This window comes from Syntrophus buswellii (assembly GCF_046097065.1).
In the GTDB taxonomy this organism is placed as follows: domain Bacteria; phylum Desulfobacterota; class Syntrophia; order Syntrophales; family Syntrophaceae; genus Syntrophus; species Syntrophus buswellii.
Map to the genome: position 1 here is coordinate 1,151,550 of NZ_CP175563.1, position 23,343 is coordinate 1,174,892.

Genomic DNA, 23,343 nt, shown 5'->3' on the forward strand with positions numbered 1-23,343 from the left:
GATGATAACTCATAATCCATACCCGTCACTCTCTGTGATTTACTTTCTCTTCTCTTTTCCTCAGAAAGTAAAGGATCGGCGCCATCAAAAGCAACGCCAGAATAAAAAAGGGGATGCCGCCCTCTCTGTGCAGGGGGCTTTGCAGGATTCGCGGGTCCACATAGGTGCTCAACAAGGTCAATGTGGTGATGCGAATGCCGTTCTTGAGCATCGTGATCGGAATCACGCAGAGGGCCAATATGGCCCGCCGCCACCAGGAATTGAGAAACAGATAACCCGCCAGCAGCGCCGTGATGAGAAGCGCCAGTCCCGACCGTATACCACTGCACTCCGGCGCTACTTCTACATCAATGCCGATCGTGTGAAAGACAAATCCTTCCCGATAATACGGCACCTGTGAAAGCCAGAGCAAAAAGTTGGCAAATTCTGTCGAACCCTTCTGCAGAAATGTAATGAGCCACTCCATCACTTCATACGGGAAGGGGATCATGAAAACAAGAAACAAGAGTGGGAAAAGGGCGGATGTAAAGGCCTTTGTCCCATACGCAAATATAAAAGTCCCCCAGATCACAAGCAGTGAAGATGCTGTTATAACGGTCGCATTATCATTAAGATTTAGGCTCCCGCCGAAGGTAGTACAAGCTGTAAAAAAAGCAAGACCGGCGATAAGAATTGCGGGACCAATTAAGAATGAATATCCAATTCCTTTAAGTAGCTCCTTTCTTTTCAGGTAGAGGAGATAAATGCTGATGATCGGTATGAAAGGGATCAAGGAATGATAATCCCTGGCGAGCCGAGAACCAAGGAGAGCAGTCAAAGGCCAATATGCCATAGCTGTCGCTGATAAAACACCAACAAGGAAGATTCCATGCCGCATTATGTCTGCCTTGGGGATTTTCATGCGGTCCTGATTCCTTCCTTGTTGATACGGGAAACCCTGGTTATCATAACTGGAAAAGCTTCTGCACCCTTCCGCTCCATCGAACTATGTGAAGATGCAGGTAGTTGATAAATGGAAGAATGAAAATCGACAAGGGAAAGGTCACAGAGGTGGCCCATTTGGTCGGATAACACATCATCTATACCACCAGTGGCAAACAGTCTGAGTCCAGAGGGGGCGTCTCTATCCTATCGGATATTACTGTGATTAGCTAATAACGCAAGTTCCTCGGAGCAGAAATAGAAATCGGAGTGGAAGATTCTCGCATGGGATGAGGATATTGGTACGGTGTATAATAGGCTGTCCATGTATTTGTTGCAGTACACTTATAAAGAGTGCCGGAAATTGGCATTATCGGGTTTTTACCTACCATGCCGGATAAATCTGAGCATGATTGATTCGTCGCCCAATATGCTACACCGGTTGTACAGGTGGAAGGACGAGCCGCAAGCGGACCACATCCGACTCCAGTGCTTCCATTAAATATGGCATTATAATTAAAGAAATCAGCATTCTCAATGATCGGATCAGATGCGCAACCATATGGCGCTGCCCCGGGACTGTAAACAGTTAGCGGTTTCTCCGTTCCATTAGCAAGATTTCTCCATGCATAAGTATTGTCTGCCTTCTGATTGAAACTTCCCATTTGCTGGCATGAATTACAATAATACTGAGTAATACCGTTATAAGGGCTCGTATTGCCCGCAAGGGTATTGTTAAACATCAACATCCAGCCCCCCCTATGAGCCATCCATCGGTAGGCACCCACTTGGTTAATAATCTTATTGCCATAATATTCAGACACCATCGTTGAATAATTCTGGCAGCTTTCTGGTGGATTCGCAATGAGAGGCGTTTGTAGTCCGTGAATGTCCCAAAACTCTCCGGGTGCATCGGCATTTGTGTAATCCCACGTATTATACCTTACGACAACCCGACCGCCTTGACCTGATTCAGTCCACCCCGAGTAACCAGATGGAAAAGAGGATGAAAATTGGATAGTGTTGTCTTCTACATAAAAATTCTCGGCCACACCATAAGCCTGTGTTAAATTGTTCCATGAGTTAAAATCATTGCCGTAGATACCAAATAGAATAGGAATACGATCAAATATATTTGAAGACGCCACACCCCATACCGCCCCACCAAGGTATAAGCCTCTCGCACTACGTGAAGCATTACGAATTGTATTGTTTGTAACAATTAAATTAACATGCCCATATGTGGAGTTATTATAAACCCTTATGATTCCAGCCCCCCCTAAGCTTGAATTGTTTGCGTCGAAGGTAAACCCACTAATAGTCAGAGTGTCATGCACTGTTTGTGCTGCCGCATTCGGTATCCAGTATATCAGTGTCAGTCCCCCTGTTATTGTCGGATTCCCCGAACCAATTAATTGAACCCCTCGTGTAACTTCCAATGTACTTGTCCATGTGGCATTGCCAGAAACGGTAATTACATCTCCAGGTGCAGCTTGTGAAACGCAACTCTTCACAGAGGAATAGTCAGCCGTACTTATCCAATTAGGACTTGAACCAGTGCAAGCAGCCCAAGAAAATAGTGGCATCAGGCAATAGGCCCAAAAGCAAAATAAAGAAACAAACAATAAATCAAATGCCTTCTTTGTTCTCATTTTTTATACTCCTAATATTTGTAAGTATTTGCTGTGATAATAGTAGTTTAAATTTTTGTGTGAGAGATCATCTACTGCCCTAAATTCCAACCAAATTCACCTCGAAGACTGGACAGACAATCCATACTTCTTCACCGTGCGATCTATAAAGTGTTTCTCCCAACCATCCGAGATATAATACCCTTCCGGTAAGACGGTTCTTATTGGCTTCTTCTTGATGCCCTCAAACCTTTCTCTCAGCCAATAAGCCACTTGAATCGTAAATCCCATCAGATAAAATGGGACGGAAGGTAATGAAAAGGGCGTCATCGGCCGGAAGCTGCTATACGTCATTATTTTTGCGAGCCGCGGGTCCAAATTGGCCATGGCGGCCTTTTGAACCAGTGCGTCGCCACCCAATCTTCTATGATTTCCCCATAGTGCTGGCGCCACACGCAGCGCCAATTCCAGTATGGCATAATTGCCGTACGGTTCAAGCTGATACCCAGCGCGATTGAAGGCTGACAAAATGAATGAACTATAACGCACGGTGTTGAGTAAATTGAACAGGCGAATATAATCTCGTTCATCGCCATCGCTTAATTGAAAGTGTTCTTTTGTTCTTCTAAACTCATCATGGAGCGTCCCGCAAAAATTGTTCCAGAAACTATCCTCCACCTTAAGCGATTGTTTCGCGTTCTCAACTTTCTGTTGAATATAGCCGTCAATTTTGTTCCATGGTATCGCTATGAAGAGTTCGGTTCCATAAACGCCTCCTAAACCCAACGAATAGGATCCCGCATTATCTATCAGTGGCGAAATGGAATGGTTGAAGGCAGGTGTGAATCCTTCTGTAAGCTCAATGAATCTTTTGTCATCTCGACCAGCCTGGAAAGTGTAAATATCAAGAGGGATTCCTCTAAGCTTAGCAATTCTGTCTGCAACCTCCAAATCCTTTGATGAGCTAACCCTCTCCAACGAAACAGCCGTACGAAAACGGATATTGCGGAACTGTTCAGCAGCTATGGCGGCAACCAGCCGACTGTCACGTCCTCCCGTCAGTGATGCTGCTACGGGAACATCCTTGAACTCTCTGCGATTTATAATTGCTTTTAAGCGGGACAGAAGCTCGTCGGCTAAAAAGGAACAATCGGACTGCTTCTTGTTATCGATCGAATAGACAACTGAACCAAGCCTGTAGCTTGAATTTGCCGTATCCACCACGAGATATTCATGCGGAAGCAGCCACTTTATCCGTCTGTGCTCTGTCGAGCGGCCAAGCCAAGAGGGGTAACATATATGACGCATGGCAAGAAACTCGAATACCTTATAAGTATCGAGATCATTCGCACTTGTCCCCAAAATATTTTCAAGTTCTGAGAATGAAGTTGATATGACCTTTCCATCATCGGAATAAAAGATGTTTCGCGTTCCCATGAAATCGGAAAAGAGGTAAATACTATCGCCCTTTTTGATCAGCAACACATACTGGCCAACCAGTGTCTTCTTCAGTGTGCCTATCTGTGTCTCATCAAAGGAACGCAAAATTTTTGACAATGTGGCCTGAACCGAATCTCCGCCTACATGACAAACATAGCCTATGGAGGCAATTACATCTACACCCTCACGAATCACGCAGAATGTTCCTATTTTACCATAGATAAAACATTGGCCCTTTGAGTCTAAACTCAATATCTTACAGAGTTCATCCCAATGTTCGGAAATATTATCGGTACCATTAAGCCTTATGAGCATATCTGCCATTTATTTTCCTCCAGCCCAACACGCCCTTACATTCTTTATCAACACACTGTAGCCTATGATTGGGAACCACATGGATAACTTTAGGACACTGGAACAACTCTCATTTTTCTTGCCATTTTTCTCCTAGGATATAATCCCGATTTAAAGGCAGAAACTTTGTGCTGACTCCACCCGGATAAGGGGTTAATTCGCTAAAGTAAATGCTGTTATTTATGTTATATAGATCGACTCTCATAAAATCAAAGTCTTCGGATAAAGCCTCCGATAGGCAAATCATTTTCTCAAAATTCTTCGGCCGCAGACATTCACCTTCCCACTGTGCAAAGTCATATCTAAAATCATACGGCTCGAAATTTCTATCGAACGACCTGGTCTTATGATTCCCGAACCGATCGTAGTGTACGGTCAGGAACTCAACTCGCCCGGAAAAACAGTAGAACTTATAATCCACCGGAGGCTTTCCCTCATCATCCATGAATGCTTCAATCATAATTTTAGGTTTTATATTCTTGTAGGCCCATCCTATGCCAAGGTATGTGTCCTGACCAAAGTTCGTGCCAAGCCACTTCTTCAACTGTCGTATTATATTCTTCTTGTCAAGCTCCATCCTATCATCCACAATGATGACATAGCCACACCCATGATTTGTTTTGACCACAAATCGCGCTGGTAATTTATTAAACGGAATTTCGTCCGGATTTGCACCCTGCCAAAGAAGTGGGATTAGGAATTCTTTTCCTATCTTTTTCAATACGAATTCACGCACCAGTAATTTGTCGGATATCAACGTGAGTATTGGGTTTCTATCATGCAGCATGCGACTCCATAATTTTTCGTTAAAGCTCCTTGGCTGTGAGAAATTTGGCCAATATCGGTGAATTAAGTAAAATTGAAAACTACATAGTTTCCTATAAAATTCACCTGCAGGCTTATTCCCAATTATATAACGACCATAGCCCCGGCACATTGGCCAATAAAACACTTTAAAAAATGCGGATATTAATTTCGAGTTCGTAAATCCCACTAAACGTGTCACCTCCAAAGTCAGCATAGATGTCAGTGTTTGTTCTCTTCATTGAAGTTTAAGAGAAGTGATCATCTGGTCACTCTCTCGTCTTTAAATATGGTGTTCAGTATTTCCTGATGTGTCTCGCATTGCACTAAAAGCAGCGCCCTCTGTCTTTCATCTTTCGAGTGTAGGAAGTGAAGCAACAGATGCCTTAACTTACTCATAATCTTATTATAACCGAAAAGCATGGAAAAATAGCTGTCCTTCTGCTGCCGACAGTACTGTACCCACTGATCTTTAAGAAATATGCTATCTTTTATCTGAATGTTTTTCTTTTCCATGTCGTCAAGAAAACTTTGTCTTGAAGTATCATCCATTTTTCGAACGCCAGTGATAGCTTTCGATTGAAGATAAGGAATCGGTTCAAAATGGACACGCCTATTTTCAACAGTCAGTCTGGCAAGATATCCTTCATGCCAGGAAGACAGAGTCTCGTGTAGTGGTTCAAAAACCAGATTTCCCAGACCATAAATGATAGGCCGGTTAGCATAAATTTCCCACGGGAGCGGGCAGTGGGTATGACAACAGACGACCGCATCTGCCCCCGCATCCACCATGAAGCGGCAGCGCCTGACCATTTCCGGTGTCGGGTAAGGATAATATTCTTTTCCACCGTGGACAAGAGCAATAAAAATGCCGTTTTTTTTGTACTTTTGGACTGCATCCAGAAAATTGATTATGTCAAGAGGGTTTGCTCCGGGCATGTTTTCGTCGGCAACGGAAAACTCACGTTCCGCCATAGAATATATAATAATTCTCTCACCATTAATTTCTTTTATGAACGGTTTTTGGGCTTCCTCAATGTTTGCTCCTGCACCGACATAAGAAAGTCCGGCTTTTTTGATGGTACGAAATGTTTCCAGTAGTCCTTGAACACCTTGATCAAAACTGTGATTATTGGCCAAATTCAAAACGTTCCAACGAGCAGCAATAAATCCATTAATTGTATTAATAGGGGCTCCCAAAGTGCCTCCTGGCTTTTTAATAGGCGTTTCTTTTGAGACTATGGGCGCCTCCAGATTAACGACAGACAAATCGGCGGACGTAATGTCGTCCAGCAAATCATGAAATATTTCTTCTGCATTACCATCGATGAAAGGTTTTTGTATGTTTCCGGAGGGATATATATCGCCGCCAATAACAACGGTTATCATGACAGATCAACCTTCTTTCATTAAATGGGCTAGGTCCTTCCAAGTGTCTTTTCCTTCTTTTTTCATCAATACAAGCCCAACGATTACAATGTAAATGACATTCATGATTGCACCTACGACAGAAAATAAAAAAACGGTGAAGGAGGCTGTCATATGCATACCGCCAATAACAAGCGCCATGGTTCGCACGGAAAGTAAAATGATACCAAAGATAAAAAGCTGTCTCTGAAGACGAAGTATTCTCGCAAACAATAAGGAAGGGAGGTTGCAAAACATAAATGTTAGCCAAATGACGAGATAGCTTGCAAATTCACCCGCGATAAGCCATTTATGGCCGAAGATTAAGGCGAAGATCTGAGGTGCCCAGATAAATAAAATTACAGAAGGAATAACAGATAAAGCGAACAGCCCTGCTGTTACCTTAATATAAAGAGCCAGTAAGCTTCCACCGTGATGATCGGTTTCCGCCGCTTTCTGGAAAAGTACCTGCCGAAGCGCTCGCAGGACAAGCCCCATGGGTGCGGAAAGAATCCGTTCAGCAAATGCGAAAGCACCAGCGACTATAATTCCAAAATAATTTGCCAACAGTAAAACAGGCAATCCCATGGATAACGCATTAATAACGTTACCAGATGCAGTATATATGGGAAAATCAATGTAATCCCTAGCAAGTTGTTTTATCCGATACCAATTGATTTGATGTGCCGATGTTTTGAAATCAACCCAGAATACACAAAGAAGGTTGATGCTTGCGAATAAATCAGCCAAAACACTGCTGATAACTAAGCCGACTGATCCTGTCTTGAACAAGCCAAGACCTATCTGCATAGCGTTGGATGAAACGCTCCGAATGACTTGTGATGCCGATGTTTGTTTAAAGGCTTTAACCCTCACACACCAAGACTGCATCGTAATATTAAAACCAGTAATCAGAACGGTAAAAACAAGAAGAGCGAGTACCCATCTCCCAGGTGCGTTCATGATTTCCATCATATAGGTCGGTGTAACCAGACAGATCAATGCACACAATAAAGAGATGATTAATGTTGCGATACATGAAATAAAGAGGACATCAAAGGCATCACGCTTTTCTTTAGGCAGCATAATTGCTTGACTGTATTCCAGTGTAACACCTGCTGCAATAACTCCGCTAACAGCATTGAATGATCCAAAAATTCCAAAATCAGCTGGTGTGAATAAACGACTGATGATCGGTGTCAATGCAAAACCGATTATCTGCGCCAAAGCTGTTCCTGACATGACGATGAGCATGTTTTTTATAAAAATGGAATTCTTAAACCAGATAACAATGTTCTTCAAATTCAGCTTTATATTTTTAATTCTCACAGATGGCTTTTCTGTATTTTGGAATTCAGCACCCTTGATAGTGAGGATTTTTGCTCAACGGAACAGCTCTGCAGACCGCCAATCAGAAGCATGCCGATCAAATTCTTCCTTTGGCATTCCTATATCTTCAAGAAATTCCTCAAGTGCTTGAGGAATTCTACGATTATTTAGCAGTTCCTCGTCCAGTTTTATTGCTTCTTCTCTGGTTAATTCACCGAATCTGATCTGTCCGGCGTGATGGGCAGTCTCAGGACTCAATGCCGGAAAACGAAGCCCATGGATATAACCCACCACAGGATGCAGCCCGCAGTCCGTGTGTTCAAAATCTGAACTCGTTTGCTTCCAACCAAGTTCTTTAGTTATAATCTTCAGTACATCACTGCGGTCTGTATCCATATAGTCATAGATATCGACTTCTTTCGGACCGCGCCAGTGCCGAAGTTTTCTTTCGATTCGGAAAAATAGTTTCGGCATCCGAGCAAACCGTGAAGCAGCTCCTAGCCGATGAGCTGCTTCGATTCTTGGTTGCTGATCTGCGACCCTTGAAAATACCCACTGATCACCGCCTTGGAATATTTCCGTGAGCATGGACAGATATGTAACGCGCCACCCGCCGCCCAAAACAACAAGGGGAATTTTGAATGTACGGGAAGCGATTTCAATACTTTCAAATATCCCTCTCATACAAGCGGGACAGAACGACCCGCAGCGGGACAGATACATTCTATAAAGCAGGAGTTGTGTGGGACGGCTGAGTCGGAAGGTCATATGATCTGCATCACAGGCATCTATAGAACTGCGAATATTCTCCTGGGCATGCTGGGTCAAGTAGCCATTATCAAAAGTTACAGCGAGGCATTTCAACCCATGCATCTTTGCGCACACGTACAGAGCATATGCACTGTCCTTACCACCACTCAATGGGATCAAGCAGTCGTACCTCCGGTTTTTCTTCTTCGCAGCGGCAATGATTGCCTCCCATTTTTTGTACTCCTTTTCCTTTTTGGCAACCCAACTCGTCTTAGAATGCTCATATTCGCGACAATGATTACAGATTCCCTGCTCATCCAACTTTACACTCGGCAAGCTAGTAGGCAAGATGCATCGGTTACAACGTTCAATCTGGCTCATTGTTTCCCCCTAGATAAAATTCGTGCTCAGATATGGTATTTTGAGAATATCGTCCATGCATGCGCTTGCTGCAAAAGTATATCAGTGTTTCTTCCATTTTCCCCAAGAGCGGAGTCAAGATTATTTATATCGAATCCAGCGAAGGTGCTTATCCCCGCAGGATAAGGTGTTGGTGTTAACTCGCCAAAATAAATGTTGTGCCCCTGCTGGTACAGGACCACCCGGATAAATTCGAAACCAGCCGCCAATGATTCTGCCAATGTAATCATTTCATCTATGTTCGATGGCAGATGGTATGGTTTGTGATATTGTTCTAGGTAGTGCAAATATTGTTTCCCACCTAAAAGCTCCGCTTCCTTGCCAAATCAATCCCCAGCATGGCCAGCAGCCAGCTTGCATGGTATGCAGCTTTTTCTGCATATTTCATAGCAGAATGACTTCCTTTAAAGGCGCTAAAAGGTAGTATGAGAGTGTAAACCATTAATGCGGCCATCGCTTTCATCGGCGCCGAAACTTTTGAAAGGCCACGCAGTAAAGGCGCCCTGTATCTTCTTTCATTGGAGGCTTGAAGAACGGCACGTCTCAGATAATAGCTTTTGGTCTGACGCTCAGGTGGTACAACCTCGTAAACCGGCGCTTCCTCAACGGCAATAAACCGGTAACCCATGGCCATTGCCTCTCTGAAGAATTCTTTGTCAGACCCGCTGGTCTTATACTTTAAATCGAAACAGAGTTGATGTTCATCAAAAACATCTTTTTTGAGTAGAACATTTCCCGTCCGAGTCTGGTCCCACATCAAAAGCGTACCTGTTCGGTGTACCGGGCGTTCACAGAATTTGCTTTTTACCAGCCAGGCGGGTGGTTCTTTCTCGAAAAATGGATGAACAGGGGCCAATGCGCCATCCACGTCAAAAGTTAGGATTGCTCTATACATCGTGACTAGCCAATGTGTCGGTGGGAATTCATCATCATCAATAATGCCTATGTAATTACCTTTTGCCAATCGTATTGAATGGTTTCTGGCGGCCGATATTGTTTGTATCGGTTCTATGCCGTAAGTGATGTCCAAACCCAGTTCATCTTTCAATCTCATTACCGTTTCTCTGGCAGGACCTAAGGCGTCATTGTCCACCACAACGATGGAATAATCAAAATGTTCATCTGTTTCCTGAAGAGCCAGTTTACGGAGAAGGCGTTCCAGCATCCGATTTCGTCGATAGGTGCAAATACAAATTGAGATGTGATCTTTCATAAGTCACAGGGGTAGTTTATATGATTTTGTTCCTGATAGTATTTGCCAATCTGTTCACTATTGCGGATAGAAACAATGTCAGGATAAGAAAAACGATTATATTAATAGGAAAAGACATTTTCATATATTGAATCGGAATGCTTATGGTTTGATGCACCATGTATATTTCCAATGTGTTATTGGCGACAAAATCCACCACACGGGATATGTATGGTGAACCCATCAATTTATTGGCGATGAACGGACTTCTGCTGATCTTCAGTAAATAATAGACGAGGGGATATATCAATAATTGCTGCAAGAACTGATACTCAAGAGAAAGCCCCTTCAGCATAAGAAACTTTTGCGTATACATCAGGCCGACAATGGAAAAAAGATAAAGATAATCCCTAAGTCCTGCGTAAGAGACATCTTTGTTTTTCTTTGCGATATAGATTCCGAATAAGAACACCATGAAATAATGGATTAAATCGAATGGCGACTCCTCAATGGACCATTTCGAAAGGTCGACGATGGAGATGTAACAGCCTATATATATAAGTCCCAATATGCCCAAGATGACTAATATATTTGTTTTCCATAAATTCTTGATGAGAGGAAAGGCCAATAAACAATAGACTAACAGTGCCTGAAGAAACCAAAAAGGCGGGTTGAAAAAATAACCAATGAAAATTGTTGTTGTACTGTAAGATAATTTGCCTTGCCAAATCAGCACAGGCATCAAAAGTGAGATTAATACAATCCATAGTGAAGGATAAATACGACTTATTCTGTTTGTAAACCATTCCGTGAAATTTTTATTTTTTCCTTGTTGGCTTAAGTACAAGCCAACGGCTGAAAGAAAAAAGAAGATGGAATTGCCGATAGCGCCACCGGTTCCGATGTAAGGGATAGGATAATAACTATCGAGATGCGAATTTATTACTAAGGAAATTGCCAGTGCCCGTAGAAATTGTGTGTCTGGATTTTTCATTTTATAGATCTTTAACTCAACTTTCGCACAAGGTTAAATGTCCTTAAGTGCTTGTTCATTAACAAGAAACAGCGTTCTTTTGCCAGTCTAGTAGCCAGCGTGCCCCATAAATTGGCGGAAGTTCCCTAAGAAACCGTTCGATCATGGATCGAATCAGATCCCTGGTCATTTCGGGAACGGTTTCCAATGCCTGCTTTAAGAGTATCAGTAAAATGGCCAGCGCTTCCGCAAAAGTCACCTGCTCAAGTTCTTCACAGCAGGCGTGAAACAGGGTCCCAAAAGTTCGGGGATCTTGGTTCGTCCGCTTGGCAAGGGCCAGCATGATGTATCGGCAGCACACCACATGGGCCTGAGCAACAAGAGCGTCATAAGACCGACTCTGGCACTCCTTGGCGAGATTGAGGAACGATTTCGCCATTTTAAAAAACACCTCAATGTCCCAGCGGCGCTTATAGGTCGTGATGATCTCTTCGTCACTCAGGGCTGTATCGGTGGAAAGCAGGGCCAGCCACTTTTTTGCGCGGCGGTCCCGCACAAAGACGATCTTCGCCGGAATCGGAACGCCCTTGTCGTCCTTGCCAATCTCGATTCTGACCGAAGCGAGAATCTTTGCGCGGCCTCGCCGCTTGCGGATCTTCCGGTAGAGGGCTGCCAGATGGATATCTTCCCCCTGGTAGCGATAGAAGATCTTTTCCGTAACCTTGAGCATACAGAGGGTATGCATCCCCTGGGCAAGCAACTTCCTCATGATTGTGGGATAAGCGAACCAGCTATCGAACAGAAGGTGACGGACCTCGATCCCACTTGCCGTGGCCTCGGCGACCATCTCGACCAGGACATCGGTTGCCTTGCGGATCGCTTCCCGGCGTCGCTTCGCTCCGTTGGTGCGACGGTCAAGATCTGAATGCATGGGAACCAGACGATTCTTTTCACTGCTGGAAGCCAGCAGAGCACAGGAAACAGGCAGAAAACTGTTACCGTCGGACCAACCCAGGGTGAGCATTCTGAATCCGCGATAATACCGATGGTCGGTATGGTCAAAAACCCGCGATAGCAACTCGACTTGCCGGCTCCGATTGCGCCGGTAAAGAGTATCATCGGCGATCAACACCTTCATATTGCCAGCGCCAGTTAGTTGCCTCAGCTCCTCTCGGATCAGCCGGGAGCTTAACAATAGAAGGAACCTTCTCCAATGGGTATGAACCGAATTGAGGAAGCGATACACCGTGTCCTTGGCCATACCGCAGTTTCCACCTCCTTCGAGGGTGCGGTACAGGTTCTTGCCGGTAAAGACCAGTGTGAACAGCATCCGGAATAAAGTGACAGGAGCAATCCCTTTTTCCTTATCGATGTTGCTGCGCTTCAGCAGGCTACTGATTCTCTGATTTTGAAAGAATTGATGAATCTGGTTTTCACAGGAAACGATGTCTGTTACAATTTTGCTCATAGCGTCACCTCGTGTTGTAAAGGGTTATTGTTGGCGAACAAAACCCATATATTACACGTTGTGACGCTATACAATTAATAATTACAATATGTTAAGAGTCATTTGCACCTGCGAAAGTTGAGATCTTTAAGATGTAAAGTCAGAGGCAGATGAAGAATTGGCTACAGAGGTAAAGGTTATACATAGAATGACCACAAAATCTGATGACATGAATGAGGCAACTGACGACTCTGTTATATTGCTTAGAAGGAATATTACCAAGGAGCATATCCAGAATACTCCCCAATCAAAATTCCGTAGAATCACTTTTTGAGCCTTTCGAATATTGGATAGGAAAAATATGCTGTATAGTACCAAACCGACAAATCCTAAACTTAGAATAATATCAAGGAATCCATTATGAGATCCGGTAATGTCAAAGTCTGCTCGGGCATCAGTCGTCCAAAAACCGCCGTGCCCATAGCCAATAAGAGGGCGTTTCATTGCTACCGGTACAAGCTGTTCCCAGACTTGTGTTCTTCCCGTCAACGTCTTTTCCCGGCCAGTGACTGATGATACATCGATCAATGATAGCTTGCCGATCATTGGGGTGATGGTTCCATAAATAAAAATAACAGCAATTAGGGCTGTTAGTATAATTGGACTGAGAATTATTCCTCGTTTTTTTAACCAATAAAAACCGATAAGCATGACTAAACCTATAGTACCTGCAATGGTTGCAGTTGCCGAATAATTGAAACTATGATTTGGCCCTCCCAGGAGCCATAATGCCAAAATGAGGATTAATGCTTCAAAATAATTTTTATACCGGGGAACGGGGTTGATACTTTCCTCCCGTCTTCTGATAAATGTCCAGATGAGAAAAAAAATAGCGGTTACACATAGCATGGCAAGGCTGTTTTTATGCAGGGTCGCGCCGATCCACATGAGATCACCTGAATGATGAAGATACAGACGGCCATATTCAGGAAAATAGTTTATAAGTAAGTATGAGAATGGAATGAGTATATATATGGTTCTTCGTAACAGACTTTCCAAAGACTTCCAGGGTTGTGGTTCACTTATCATAACAAAGACCATAACGATCGTAATCAGCTCTCGTGTCCAACGCTTGAAGGATATAAATGGCGCATCAGTCCAAAGGCAACTGAAAAGCATGTAACTCAAAAGAATCAGTAACCAAATATTTTCCTTTATAATATCTGACCAATTGAACTTTCTTTTAATCAGCATGGCCAATCCAAGGCAGAGTATAACGATCAGAAAAAGGCGATCCAATGGATTACCTTCTTCTATTGTTGCGCCGGTTGACTGAAACCAGAGAGCAACAGGTTTACTCGAAACTACCAGAAACCAGATCGTGGGTATCCAAAAGGCAAAGGTAACTTCAGGCGACTGCTTTCGATCAAGCCTAAGCATGAAGAGCACAAATATTGTGCAGATGAGTAAAGCTATTGAACGCATTGTGTATATTATCGGTTATTGTTAACGGCTTAATATGCAGGGCGCAAGTTTTCAGGTACTTGCACAGCCACCTGTCTAGATTTTGATGTCTTTTTCTTTGCTATTTCTTTTTTGATGATTTTAATCATTTTGCCAGCCAACTCCATATCCTTTGATGGGATAAAATGAGAATTTTCGGTCAGGTATACATTCGGATCATCCGGCGGACAAATTAGATGCGTACTCAGATGAGGGATGTTGTATTCGTCAAGTGTTGGTTTCAAAATTCTGAAGAGATGATCGCCAGTACCTTTGCTGTTGACTATATAAACTACCGGTATGATATCGTCTCTCCTCGCTGATTCTGCAAATGTTTTGACGATTGTTCTCAAAATGACAATCTCTTCACTCGTCTCGATAAATCCTGTTTTTGTATGAACAGACTTAGTGCGTTCCTGCTTTTCTCTTTCTGAATATGCCCGCCGCAGCAGTCTGAAAAAGGCGGAATGATCAAGGATTGACCTTTGGAATAAAAGAGGATCATAGTATTTGTCATTCTTTGCAAGCCAGCCACGATATGCCTTCCATTTTGATGGGTTATAAAAATGATCAATATATCCTTTTGCATCATAAAAAGGTGGGTGTGCAATTCGGAGTTTCCCATCTTTTACAGTATATCGTGGGAATGTGTATGGGAAGCTGGAATCAAAGAAGGCGGTCATGCCTGTAGTTGATGTAATGGGGGGGACACTGTCCGTTAAAATTCCGAGTACGACCGCATCCGCTTTATGTCTCCCCATATCGAATTCATAAGATGCGTAAGACCAGTTCGGTGTAGCGCCGGCGGCCATAAATCCACGAACTAGATATTTGTTGTCCGTTTTTTGAATGGCCTTCCAAAGTTGTTCTGTATGCGACATGCCATACAAGGCGATGAGGACTTCATCCTTCCTGGTAGTCTTTGCAGGCAGCGAAAGATATTTTTCGCTTTTTAGCCAGCCGCCGCTAACCCTTGGCGCGGATTCGGCCGTTGTGGGACGGGTCATCCACTGCAGCTTGCCTTCAACCGAACGGCCATAATCAAAATAGCTTTGCAGAAATGACGGACTGACGTTATGAGGGTCTTTCGGATAACGGAATACTATGTTCACACTCAGGTCAATGAGAATCAGATAAAATAGTATCCAAAGAACGATCTTAATATTTTTCATGAAAACCGATTCATCTATTGGCTAAAAGACCATGTAAATGAATTGTGTCGATTCGGTTGATATTCCCATCGCCATGCAAAAGATGAATGCGGCATATAATGAAGTCCAGGCAGGTACCGGCATTTTTTTATAAAATGGTTTTTCTTCACCGGCTTTCTCAGTAAGCTCTACAATAAATAAAATTGGGATGCCTATGGCGGCGGCCAATCTCGGCCAGGCAATACCGAGATCCAAGTTACCGAAATCAAAAATCAGGGTTGAGGTAAGGGTCAATATCTTCTCCAGTGTCGGCGCGCGAAAGAGCAGCCATCCATAGCAAACAATCATAAGACAGACTGTGATCTTGGCAATATCGTAAAAAAGGCCTTTACGTTGACGCGCTGCTGTCCTGATTGAAAGGATTGCCCTGTGAATGCTGAGCGCAATGCCATGATACAATCCCCACAACACGAAATTCCAGGCGGCACCGTGCCATAGCCCGCCAAGAATCATCGTAATAATCAAATTGCGGTATGTTTTTGCCTGGCCGGTCCGGTTGCCGCCCAAGGGAATGTAGAGATAGTCCCGCAGCCAGGTGGACAGGCTGATATGCCATCGAGACCAGAACTCCTGAGGATTTTTTGAGAAATACGGCAGCTTGAAGTTGACCATCAGATCGATGCCCAACAGTTTCGCTGATCCTCTTGCCATATCCGTATATCCGGAAAAGTCGCAATAGATTTGAATCGTAAACAGCAAGGTGGCGAGCACAACATCGATCCAGCTCGCCTGACCGGTCGAATCAAAGACGGAGGCAACGGATCGGACCACGCCATCCGCAATAACAACTTTTTTGAACAAGCCATACAAAAAGAGATGAATCCCTCGGATAGACTGTTCCCAGCTCAGGTTTCGCCTTTCACAGATTTGTTGCAGAAAAGAAGAGGCCCTGTCGATTGGTCCCGCTAATATGGATGGGAAAAACGCCATGAAGAGGGAAAAATCGGAAAAGGAATGCGGGATTTTAACTTTGCCCCGGTAGGAATCGACCACATAACTGATACCTTTGAAGGTATAAAAAGAGATCCCGATGGGAAGGATGATGTTGAGATGAAGCCTTGGCGGGTTCATATTCAAACCCGAAAGAAGCCATTCGATGTTTTCGATGAAAAAATTATAATATTTGAAAAATCCTAATAAAACGAGATTGACGGACACGCCGAGAAGAACAAAAAGGCCTCTTTTTCTTTCTTCACTCAGTGATGCAATCCTGGGATAAACCAGGTTAAAAAGGGAAACGCCAATTCCAAACGCCACAAAAAACAGCCAGGTATCTGGCTGACCTGAAACCAGAGCATGCCAGTTGGTACTGGAAGCTGATGTGCTCTGGAATGGGGCGAAATGCTGCCATTGAATGACAATGGTAAGGAAGTAAGCGATAATGATCCATACAGAAAAAAAGAATCGTTGCCGGGCGCTGATTACACCTTCCCGGAGAACAATCCCGCAACCATAGTTCATGACCGTCGAGAGGAGAATGAGGAACAGAAATCGAACGTCCCACCAGGCATAAAATATGTAACTGGCTATCAGAAGCAGCCTGTTCTGAAACCGGTGCGGCGCCGTCCTGTAAGCCAGATAAGTGAGGAGGAAAAATGCAATATAGGTCAGCGAGTTGAGCTGCATATCATCTCGGTGCGGCTATCTTGCCAAGTATCTTTTTCATCGACGGGAGCAAGGCATCGGCAGAAAGGGCAAGTTTGGCCGTAAGTGCGTTGGAATAACAATCGAACCTTCCAAGATAGTAAACATCCCTGCCGTTTTTTCCTGAAAGTCCTGCCTTGAAATGATATCCACCTGGATTTTTCTCTGGATTAATGCCGTTTAAATTATAGTACAGGCATCCACTTTCCTTCATCCATTGAATTGCTTTCCATTGGAGCAAATAAGAACCTTTATTTTTCATTCCTTCATTATTTGTTGCCCCGAATATGTAGACGCCCGTATCACCAATGGCCGCGCAGATAGCACCAGCGGAATTAAGGCCGTTCTCCCGGCACAGAAAAATCCGCATTTTATATTCATTGGTCAGTGATTGCTGGATCATCCTGAATTCATTGATATCATTTGGCTCTTGAAATTGTTTCCTTTCCAGCAAGGCATGGTAGAGTCCAATGAACTCAGCAAAAAGACGGTCATCTGTCCCTTCTATGACTTCCAGATTATTCCGTTCCGACTTGTTGAGGCAATTGCGCCACTTCTGGTCGAATTTTTTTCTCACCTCATCCAGCGGCTGGCTGATATCCATGACCAGCGTACGGCCTCGGCTTTCTTCGGGTACGGGTGAATATCCCTCCTGCAGCAAAATATCAGAAAAGAAATTGGAGTTATCATCATATACGAGGGGAAAGATGCGCAGTATCAGACCTCGCCGGCAGACATACTCATTTCTTAGTGAACGCAGTGCCAATCTGAAAACAGAAGGCTCCGGTTCCTGGTTCCAACCCTGCCAGAGGGGACCCCAGCGGAGATACGCCGCACCCACTCCAAGACCTGGAATGCGCACGAGCCGCACCTGAGCCACAGAAACAACCTGACCATCGAATCGTAAGACGAGGTGCCCCAGATTTTTTTCTCCGCAGCGAACCGCATCATATGGCCAGGTTTGATAGATATTTGCATCCGTGAAATGCGTGAGAATTTCCTCCCATTGCTTTTCAGTGACAGTGTCGAATTCCGCGGTGTATCCGCTATCGAGAGGGGTGGGTTTGGCGCTCATAAACGATTTTTCAATTGCCTCCGAATATTTAAATCTTGAAAAGTGCCCATATGAACGGAAGCTATTAATTGCCGGAATCGATCGCTAAAAAGAAACTCCACTTCGTCGGCATTTTCCGGGTGCACTTCAATCTCCACATTGCTCCGGGCAGATCGATGCAAGATATTCTGAAGTCGCTTGTGGTCTTCAATGGGTAAGATGCTGAAGAAACTGTCGGTTGAAAGGAATCTCCCATCAACAAGTGCATCCAGGGCGTATCGATAGAGCCGATTAAAAAAATCCTTTTCGCCTGCATCGAAGGTAAACGTCCGGCGTATGCGTCCGCCTTCCGGAAGAACCCTGCCTAACAGCATATTAGCGCAGAGATGCATATGATGGTGGCCATTGTAAAAGTCGGGAAGTCTTCCATAAAGGCGAATAAACTCTTTCTGCTGCGATGAAAAAAGATGGTGAAATGAATCGGCCAGCAAGGGATTGTATATTACCTGGGCCAGTTTGTTTTTGGTCAGATAGGAGACAACTCTCTTGTGATGTTTCAGAATCTCAGGGGATACCCTCTCTGCGCTGAAAGGCATGGTAAAATTGATATGGAGACCGACTTCCAGGCTGGTCTGAGAGGCCAATGAGGCAGCGCGCTCCGAGTCTTCCATAAACACCATGGCGCTGGTCGACGTAATGCGCCGTTTGAAAAAGCATTTAAGGATGCTTTCGGTTGCATGTCCGGTTTTGCCGAAATCATCGGCTGTAATGATGACCATGGTCCTTGGCAATCGATTGAACGCATTCTGCAATGTATGCCATCTGATGAAGCGCTAAGCCTTGATGAAGCGGGAGTGTCAACAGATCATTCTTCAAATGTCGGGCTTCGGGGAAATCCTTCCAACTGAAACCTCGGTGGTACGAGGGCCAGCCGCCCACGAGAATTCCATGATTTTCCAGGGCTTGAGCCCAGCAGTTGCGGTCATTTACATAAATCGGAAACGATAAAGGGCATACACCATCGGGCAGTGCATCAAACAGCAATCTTATGGAGGGGACATTCCGCAACGCGTCATGTAAGTATTGATAATTGCGCCTTCTAGCCTCGATGATTTCCTGAGGGCTTGTCTTGCTTAGTATCCTTTTGGACAATCGAGAAATCGACCATTCGATTTTCTGCGGATCAAAATAATTGCTTTGTGGCATTTCACGTTCGATCTCTTGGTCCTGGTTCATCGGTTTTTTCAGCCAACTTTTATTGAGAAGCTGGCGCGTCAAGTCATACTTCTGCCAGAGCGGATTGGCGTTCATGAACCATTTTTTCAGAAGTGGTAAACTGTTCAGCAGAATGTTACGAAAGGGCGGCGGCCGAAATGGTGTTTTTCCCTTCCAGGCGTCTTTGTTTTTTAATACCAGGGCGCCGCCGTCCGGCACAGGAAGTGACTTCACAAAACTGTAAATCGCGGCATCGCCTATACGGCCGATGGTCTTTTGGGGGCCTTCGCTGAAGAGGCAGAGTGCGCAATCTTCCAAAAGGAAAAGCTTATTTCCCCGGCACCAGCGGGAAAGGGCTTCAATATCCTGAGGCCATCCAAAGAAATGTGAAACATAAACCAGCTTTGTCGATGCAGTGACCCGTCGGATGATATCCTGCGTGTCTATGGCACCCCGCTCATCGACCCGGTAAAAAACCACTTTTGCTCCGGCCCAGACAAAGGGATCGATTTCCGCTCCGCAATTGTAGGCTGGTGCAAGCACTTCCGCGCCCGGTCCAATATTTAATAGTCGACAGATGAAATGAACCGCGTAACGGCCCTGGTAGGTGAAGATGGCCTGGCGGTCCGTAAAGCCATAACCATCCGGCAGTTGGGGGGAGGATTGGAAGAAGCTGGCCAGGATATCGAGTGGACTGAGCCCGATGCCATTACAGGAAAGGAACTTAACGGACACGGCATAAATTCCCCGAAGTGCGATATGGAGGATCTGGTTCTTTCGTGCCGATTTGGTCAAAAATGGCGTCCATGATTCTGGATGTCAAGAGTATCTCGCGATATGGTATGGGCAAGGGTGAACCTTCGGTAATCGCACGGTAAAACGATTCAATAAGATATTTCTTACCTACGTCCATGTGGAAGTCCATTGCCAGGAATAGGCGGGCGTTATGGACAAAATTCGATAGATACTGCTTGGCAAAACTGATGGGTGGAATAAAATGCTCAGCATAGCTCTTGTAGTTGCCGCCTTGCAATTTAATCAGAATCCTTTTGTCCTCATCGATCATAATGCCGTTCTTGGGACCATAGATGCGGAATTGATGGAGACATGGCTGCATTTGTGAAGAGAATGTAAAGTAGGCTGTCGTACCTCCTTCTTCGCTGATAATGGCCCGAAGCTCATCGACAAGAACGTTTTCTCCCAATTTTCTGAGAAAGGGGCTTACGAAGCCATACGCTGTTACATGGGGTGAGTCGCTGGTAAAGAACTCTGCGATTTTGGATACGCCGTGGCTTATGATGTTGTGCAATAATCCGCCAGGTAGGGTGCGTGCCCAGTGTTGCTTATCTTCGAGCAATGTCTTAGCGTAGGTTTCGTCTCCCAAGTCATAGCACCATGAACTTTCAAGGTGCACAGAAGGGCCACCTAAATAGCCATCCTGCACAAGTTTGCGCATCTGCTGAGCAACGATGCTAAACTGTGCGTCATGGCCGACTGTGACTTTGAGGCTGGCCTGATTGGCAAAGGCAATCAACTTTTCTGCCTCGGCAGTATTAAGCGTGAATGGTTTTTCAATGTAGAGATGGCATCCTGCTTCCAGGCATTGCATGCCAAGTTTGAAATGAGTTTGGGGTGGCGTTGTGATATGAACGACGTCAGGCTGTGTCTCATGAATAAGCTTGTTAAGATCACTGAAATAATGCTTGACTGGGAATCTATCATAAAGTTGCTTTGCCATGAGCAATTCAGTGTCGCATACGGCGATGATTTTACAACCTGGGATTTTTTGAATCTCCGATGCGTGTGAGTCGGCGATTTTTCCACATCCTACTATGGCAATTTTCAGCATTCTATTCTCTTGTTCTGCAGTAATCGAAATATTTCTGTAGGGCTTCTTTTGTTGGAACTTTCATCTGCCATCCCAACCGGTTTTTAATTTTTTCATTACTGTAGCTTGTTTTTTTCCAATAGGCATGCCATTCCTTTCGAGAAAAAACGGGCGGCAATTGATTATTCGATATGTGAGCGTATTTTTCCCAAAAGTAACACAGCACATAACTTATGGCATGAGGGATGTAAATACTTTTGAAGCGCTTCACATGATTTTTGTATAAACTTAGGAACTGCCTGCTGGATGGAAGGTCGTCATCGACGATGTTAAATGTTTCGCCTTCTATACCTTTGACAAGGCCGGCCAGAACAATTGCTTCTGCGCAATTATCGACATAAGTTAAGGCGATTTTATTCGATCCTCCTAAATGCATGAATATTCCAAACGTGTCGATGCCAACCCTACCAGGAATGGCTTCTTTGCCCGGTCCGTAAACATAACTGGGGCGGACTAAAACATATGGGATACCGCATTTATTGCCGTAATCAATAACAAGTTGATCTTGCTTTAACTTTGCGAAACCGTAGGCATCGCCTCGAAGTTCCGGATGTTCTTCAATCGGGCATGATTCATCCAATAAACGCCAATAACGATTGGCTTGGTTTGAATACACCGCAAAAGAACTCACATTGACGAATCGTTTGAGTGATTTGCTGAGCAAACAAGCTTCAAGGAGGTTCCTTGTAGGAATGACAGCATTTAAAAATGAATTTGGAAATGACTTTCCTCCAGACCCTATTGCAAGATGATATACAACAGCCGCATCCCTCGTGGCATTGATGCAGTCATCTTGGGAGAAGAGGTTCCCCTGAATAAGCGCTACATCTGCTTTTGAGGTATTTGCGACCTGATGCAGGATTTGAAGATTCCGATTGGATCTTACGAGGCAGCAAATATTTGTAAAGCCTCGGTTCAGCAGCATTTCCAGCACGCTGGGGCCAATAAAACCAGTGGCCCCTGTAATCAAAACCTGCTCTGATTTATCAATGATCCAATTTTCTGCTGGCATTTGTCATTCGCTTTATTTTAATAGTAACAACGTTAAATAAATTAAAATCAGATTGTTTTCCCATCGTTAATATTGACATCTTAATATGTGCCTGCTCATTAACAAGAGATCGTTTTTTTATGAGAACCAGCGACATGAAGAAAAATAATCAGATAGTTCCAAATTTATGGCGTTCTTGATCAACGATGTCGCCACCTCGTTGAAAACGAACTGCTTGTGCATATGCAAAGTATTTTAAAGGACGAATCGGATACTTCCACATATAGCCTTGAATGAGTTTTCCGCCGAATCGCTGCTTGTATGCATACAGGCCTTCTTGTCGTGTTCCTTCTTTCGGATTAATTCTCACGCCAACAAAATCATAACGCTTGACACCTAACTTGCGAAATTGCTTCATGGCTTCCCAATGAAGCAAATTGGTTGCACCAGTCTGCGGCTGCTGAATGCTGCCACCATAGACGTAATAAGCAGTATGCAAACTGAAAGGAACCACAATACATCCCTGGATAATTCCCTGATAATCGGCAACCATAATTTGAACGTTCCTGTCGAGGCTGAAAACATAACTTCGGAATTCTTCATAGCTCATAAATCCCATATTTGATCTTTTGAACGTATCCCGTACAAGCTCATATGACTTTTCTAGAAATTCTATTCCATTATGAATTTGAACACCTTGTTTTGCTGCCTGACGAACTTTTCGGCGATGTGTTGAGTTAAAACAACGAAGAAGGATTTCTTCTGGCTGTGTTAAGTCGATGATGAACGTCCCGTAAGGCGCCGCAATCGATCCGTCAGGGTAGGTACGGAAAATGGAGTTAGTAGTTGCCGGGATAATCATATCAGCGCCAAGGTTTCTAAAGTAATCCACTACACTGTTCAAAAAAGCCTTTTCCTGGTCAATTGAAATATCTTCACCAATTGGAATGGTTTCAACCCGGAAACGGACCATACGGAAAAAAGCCTTTTTAATAATTGTATATGGAAGAATGCATCTGAGTTTTTGATCTTCATCAAAACCACCGAGCCAGCCATATTCATCTCCGACAGCTTTAAGAAATGGTTCCGATGCATAAATTGAAAGCTCTGGATGCCAGTTAATAGCTATTTTTTTTGCTAACATATCAGTACAGCGTTTTATTTTAATG

At 44.1% G+C, this 23,343-nt stretch carries 20 protein-coding genes; all 20 read right to left on the bottom strand.

All coding sequences use genetic code 11. The features are described from left to right. Window positions 1–25 precede the first annotated feature (25 nt). The 20 genes from ACJ77P_RS05195 to ACJ77P_RS05290 all read right to left on the bottom strand — a co-directional run bounded on the left by ACJ77P_RS05195 (window position 26) and on the right by ACJ77P_RS05290 (window position 23,318). On the bottom strand, window positions 26–901 hold the full coding sequence (locus ACJ77P_RS05195) for an exosortase/archaeosortase family protein (protein WP_408999170.1): 876 nt from the start codon (window positions 899–901) through the stop codon (window positions 26–28). A gap of 250 nt (window positions 902–1,151) precedes the next feature. Then, window positions 1,152–2,573: a hypothetical protein gene (locus ACJ77P_RS05200; RefSeq protein WP_408999171.1), complete on the bottom strand. Its 1,422-nt coding sequence runs from the start codon at window positions 2,571–2,573 to the stop codon at window positions 1,152–1,154. 96 nt (window positions 2,574–2,669) lie between these two features. Continuing rightward, window positions 2,670–4,316: an asparagine synthase-related protein gene (locus ACJ77P_RS05205; protein WP_408999172.1), complete on the bottom strand. Its 1,647-nt coding sequence runs from the start codon at window positions 4,314–4,316 to the stop codon at window positions 2,670–2,672. A gap of 100 nt (window positions 4,317–4,416) precedes the next feature. Continuing rightward, entirely contained in the window at window positions 4,417–5,367 is a 951-nt protein-coding gene (locus ACJ77P_RS05210; protein WP_408999173.1) for an ATP-grasp fold amidoligase family protein, read from the bottom strand. A gap of 44 nt (window positions 5,368–5,411) precedes the next feature. Then, on the bottom strand, window positions 5,412–6,539 hold the full coding sequence (locus ACJ77P_RS05215; protein WP_408999174.1) for a CapA family protein: 1,128 nt from the start codon (window positions 6,537–6,539) through the stop codon (window positions 5,412–5,414). A gap of 6 nt (window positions 6,540–6,545) precedes the next feature. Beyond that, entirely contained in the window at window positions 6,546–7,886 is a 1,341-nt protein-coding gene (locus ACJ77P_RS05220; RefSeq protein WP_408999175.1) for an oligosaccharide flippase family protein, read from the bottom strand. A gap of 54 nt (window positions 7,887–7,940) precedes the next feature. After that, window positions 7,941–9,017, bottom strand: a complete 1,077-nt coding sequence (locus ACJ77P_RS05225; protein WP_408999176.1) for a hypothetical protein — start codon at window positions 9,015–9,017, stop codon at window positions 7,941–7,943. A 26-nt stretch (window positions 9,018–9,043) separates the two neighbouring features. Next, window positions 9,044–9,343: an ATP-grasp fold amidoligase family protein gene (locus tag ACJ77P_RS05230; RefSeq protein ID WP_408999177.1), complete on the bottom strand. Its 300-nt coding sequence runs from the start codon at window positions 9,341–9,343 to the stop codon at window positions 9,044–9,046. A 14-nt stretch (window positions 9,344–9,357) separates the two neighbouring features. Beyond that, entirely contained in the window at window positions 9,358–10,269 is a 912-nt protein-coding gene (locus ACJ77P_RS05235; RefSeq protein WP_408999178.1) for a glycosyltransferase family 2 protein, read from the bottom strand. A gap of 16 nt (window positions 10,270–10,285) precedes the next feature. Continuing rightward, window positions 10,286–11,242, bottom strand: coding sequence for an acyltransferase family protein (locus ACJ77P_RS05240; protein WP_408999179.1), 957 nt, complete (start codon window positions 11,240–11,242; stop codon window positions 10,286–10,288). 58 nt (window positions 11,243–11,300) lie between these two features. Continuing rightward, on the bottom strand, window positions 11,301–12,689 hold the full coding sequence (locus ACJ77P_RS05245; RefSeq protein ID WP_273697206.1) for a transposase: 1,389 nt from the start codon (window positions 12,687–12,689) through the stop codon (window positions 11,301–11,303). A gap of 126 nt (window positions 12,690–12,815) precedes the next feature. Beyond that, window positions 12,816–14,108 (bottom strand): O-antigen ligase family protein, encoded by a 1,293-nt coding sequence (locus ACJ77P_RS05250; protein WP_408999180.1) that lies wholly within the window; start codon window positions 14,106–14,108, stop codon window positions 12,816–12,818. 74 nt (window positions 14,109–14,182) lie between these two features. Continuing rightward, window positions 14,183–15,343 carry a hypothetical protein gene (locus ACJ77P_RS05255; protein ID WP_408999181.1) on the bottom strand — a complete coding sequence of 387 codons (1,161 nt, stop codon included), beginning with the start codon at window positions 15,341–15,343 and terminating at the stop codon, window positions 14,183–14,185. 21 nt (window positions 15,344–15,364) lie between these two features. Beyond that, window positions 15,365–17,008 carry an MBOAT family O-acyltransferase gene (locus tag ACJ77P_RS05260; protein ID WP_408999182.1) on the bottom strand — a complete coding sequence of 548 codons (1,644 nt, stop codon included), beginning with the start codon at window positions 17,006–17,008 and terminating at the stop codon, window positions 15,365–15,367. A 1-nt stretch (window position 17,009) separates the two neighbouring features. Next, the gene (locus ACJ77P_RS05265; protein ID WP_408999183.1) at window positions 17,010–18,101 is read right to left on the bottom strand and encodes a lipid II:glycine glycyltransferase FemX; all 1,092 of its coding nucleotides are present in this window, start codon (window positions 18,099–18,101) and stop codon (window positions 17,010–17,012) included. Further along, window positions 18,098–18,859, bottom strand: coding sequence for a ChbG/HpnK family deacetylase (locus ACJ77P_RS05270; protein ID WP_408999184.1), 762 nt, complete (start codon window positions 18,857–18,859; stop codon window positions 18,098–18,100). Before ACJ77P_RS05270 ends, ACJ77P_RS05265 begins: the two co-directional genes overlap by 4 nt. Then, window positions 18,837–20,030, bottom strand: a complete 1,194-nt coding sequence (locus ACJ77P_RS05275; RefSeq protein ID WP_408999185.1) for a DegT/DnrJ/EryC1/StrS family aminotransferase — start codon at window positions 20,028–20,030, stop codon at window positions 18,837–18,839. The genes ACJ77P_RS05270 and ACJ77P_RS05275 overlap by 23 nt, the downstream gene beginning before the upstream one ends. Continuing rightward, entirely contained in the window at window positions 20,020–21,144 is a 1,125-nt protein-coding gene (locus tag ACJ77P_RS05280; RefSeq protein WP_408999186.1) for a Gfo/Idh/MocA family protein, read from the bottom strand. The genes ACJ77P_RS05275 and ACJ77P_RS05280 overlap by 11 nt, the downstream gene beginning before the upstream one ends. Before the next feature lies 1 nt (window position 21,145). Further along, the gene (locus ACJ77P_RS05285; protein WP_408999187.1) at window positions 21,146–22,195 is read right to left on the bottom strand and encodes an NAD-dependent epimerase/dehydratase family protein; all 1,050 of its coding nucleotides are present in this window, start codon (window positions 22,193–22,195) and stop codon (window positions 21,146–21,148) included. A gap of 148 nt (window positions 22,196–22,343) precedes the next feature. Continuing rightward, window positions 22,344–23,318 carry a lipid II:glycine glycyltransferase FemX gene (locus tag ACJ77P_RS05290; RefSeq protein ID WP_408999188.1) on the bottom strand — a complete coding sequence of 325 codons (975 nt, stop codon included), beginning with the start codon at window positions 23,316–23,318 and terminating at the stop codon, window positions 22,344–22,346. Window positions 23,319–23,343: the final 25 nt, after the last annotated feature.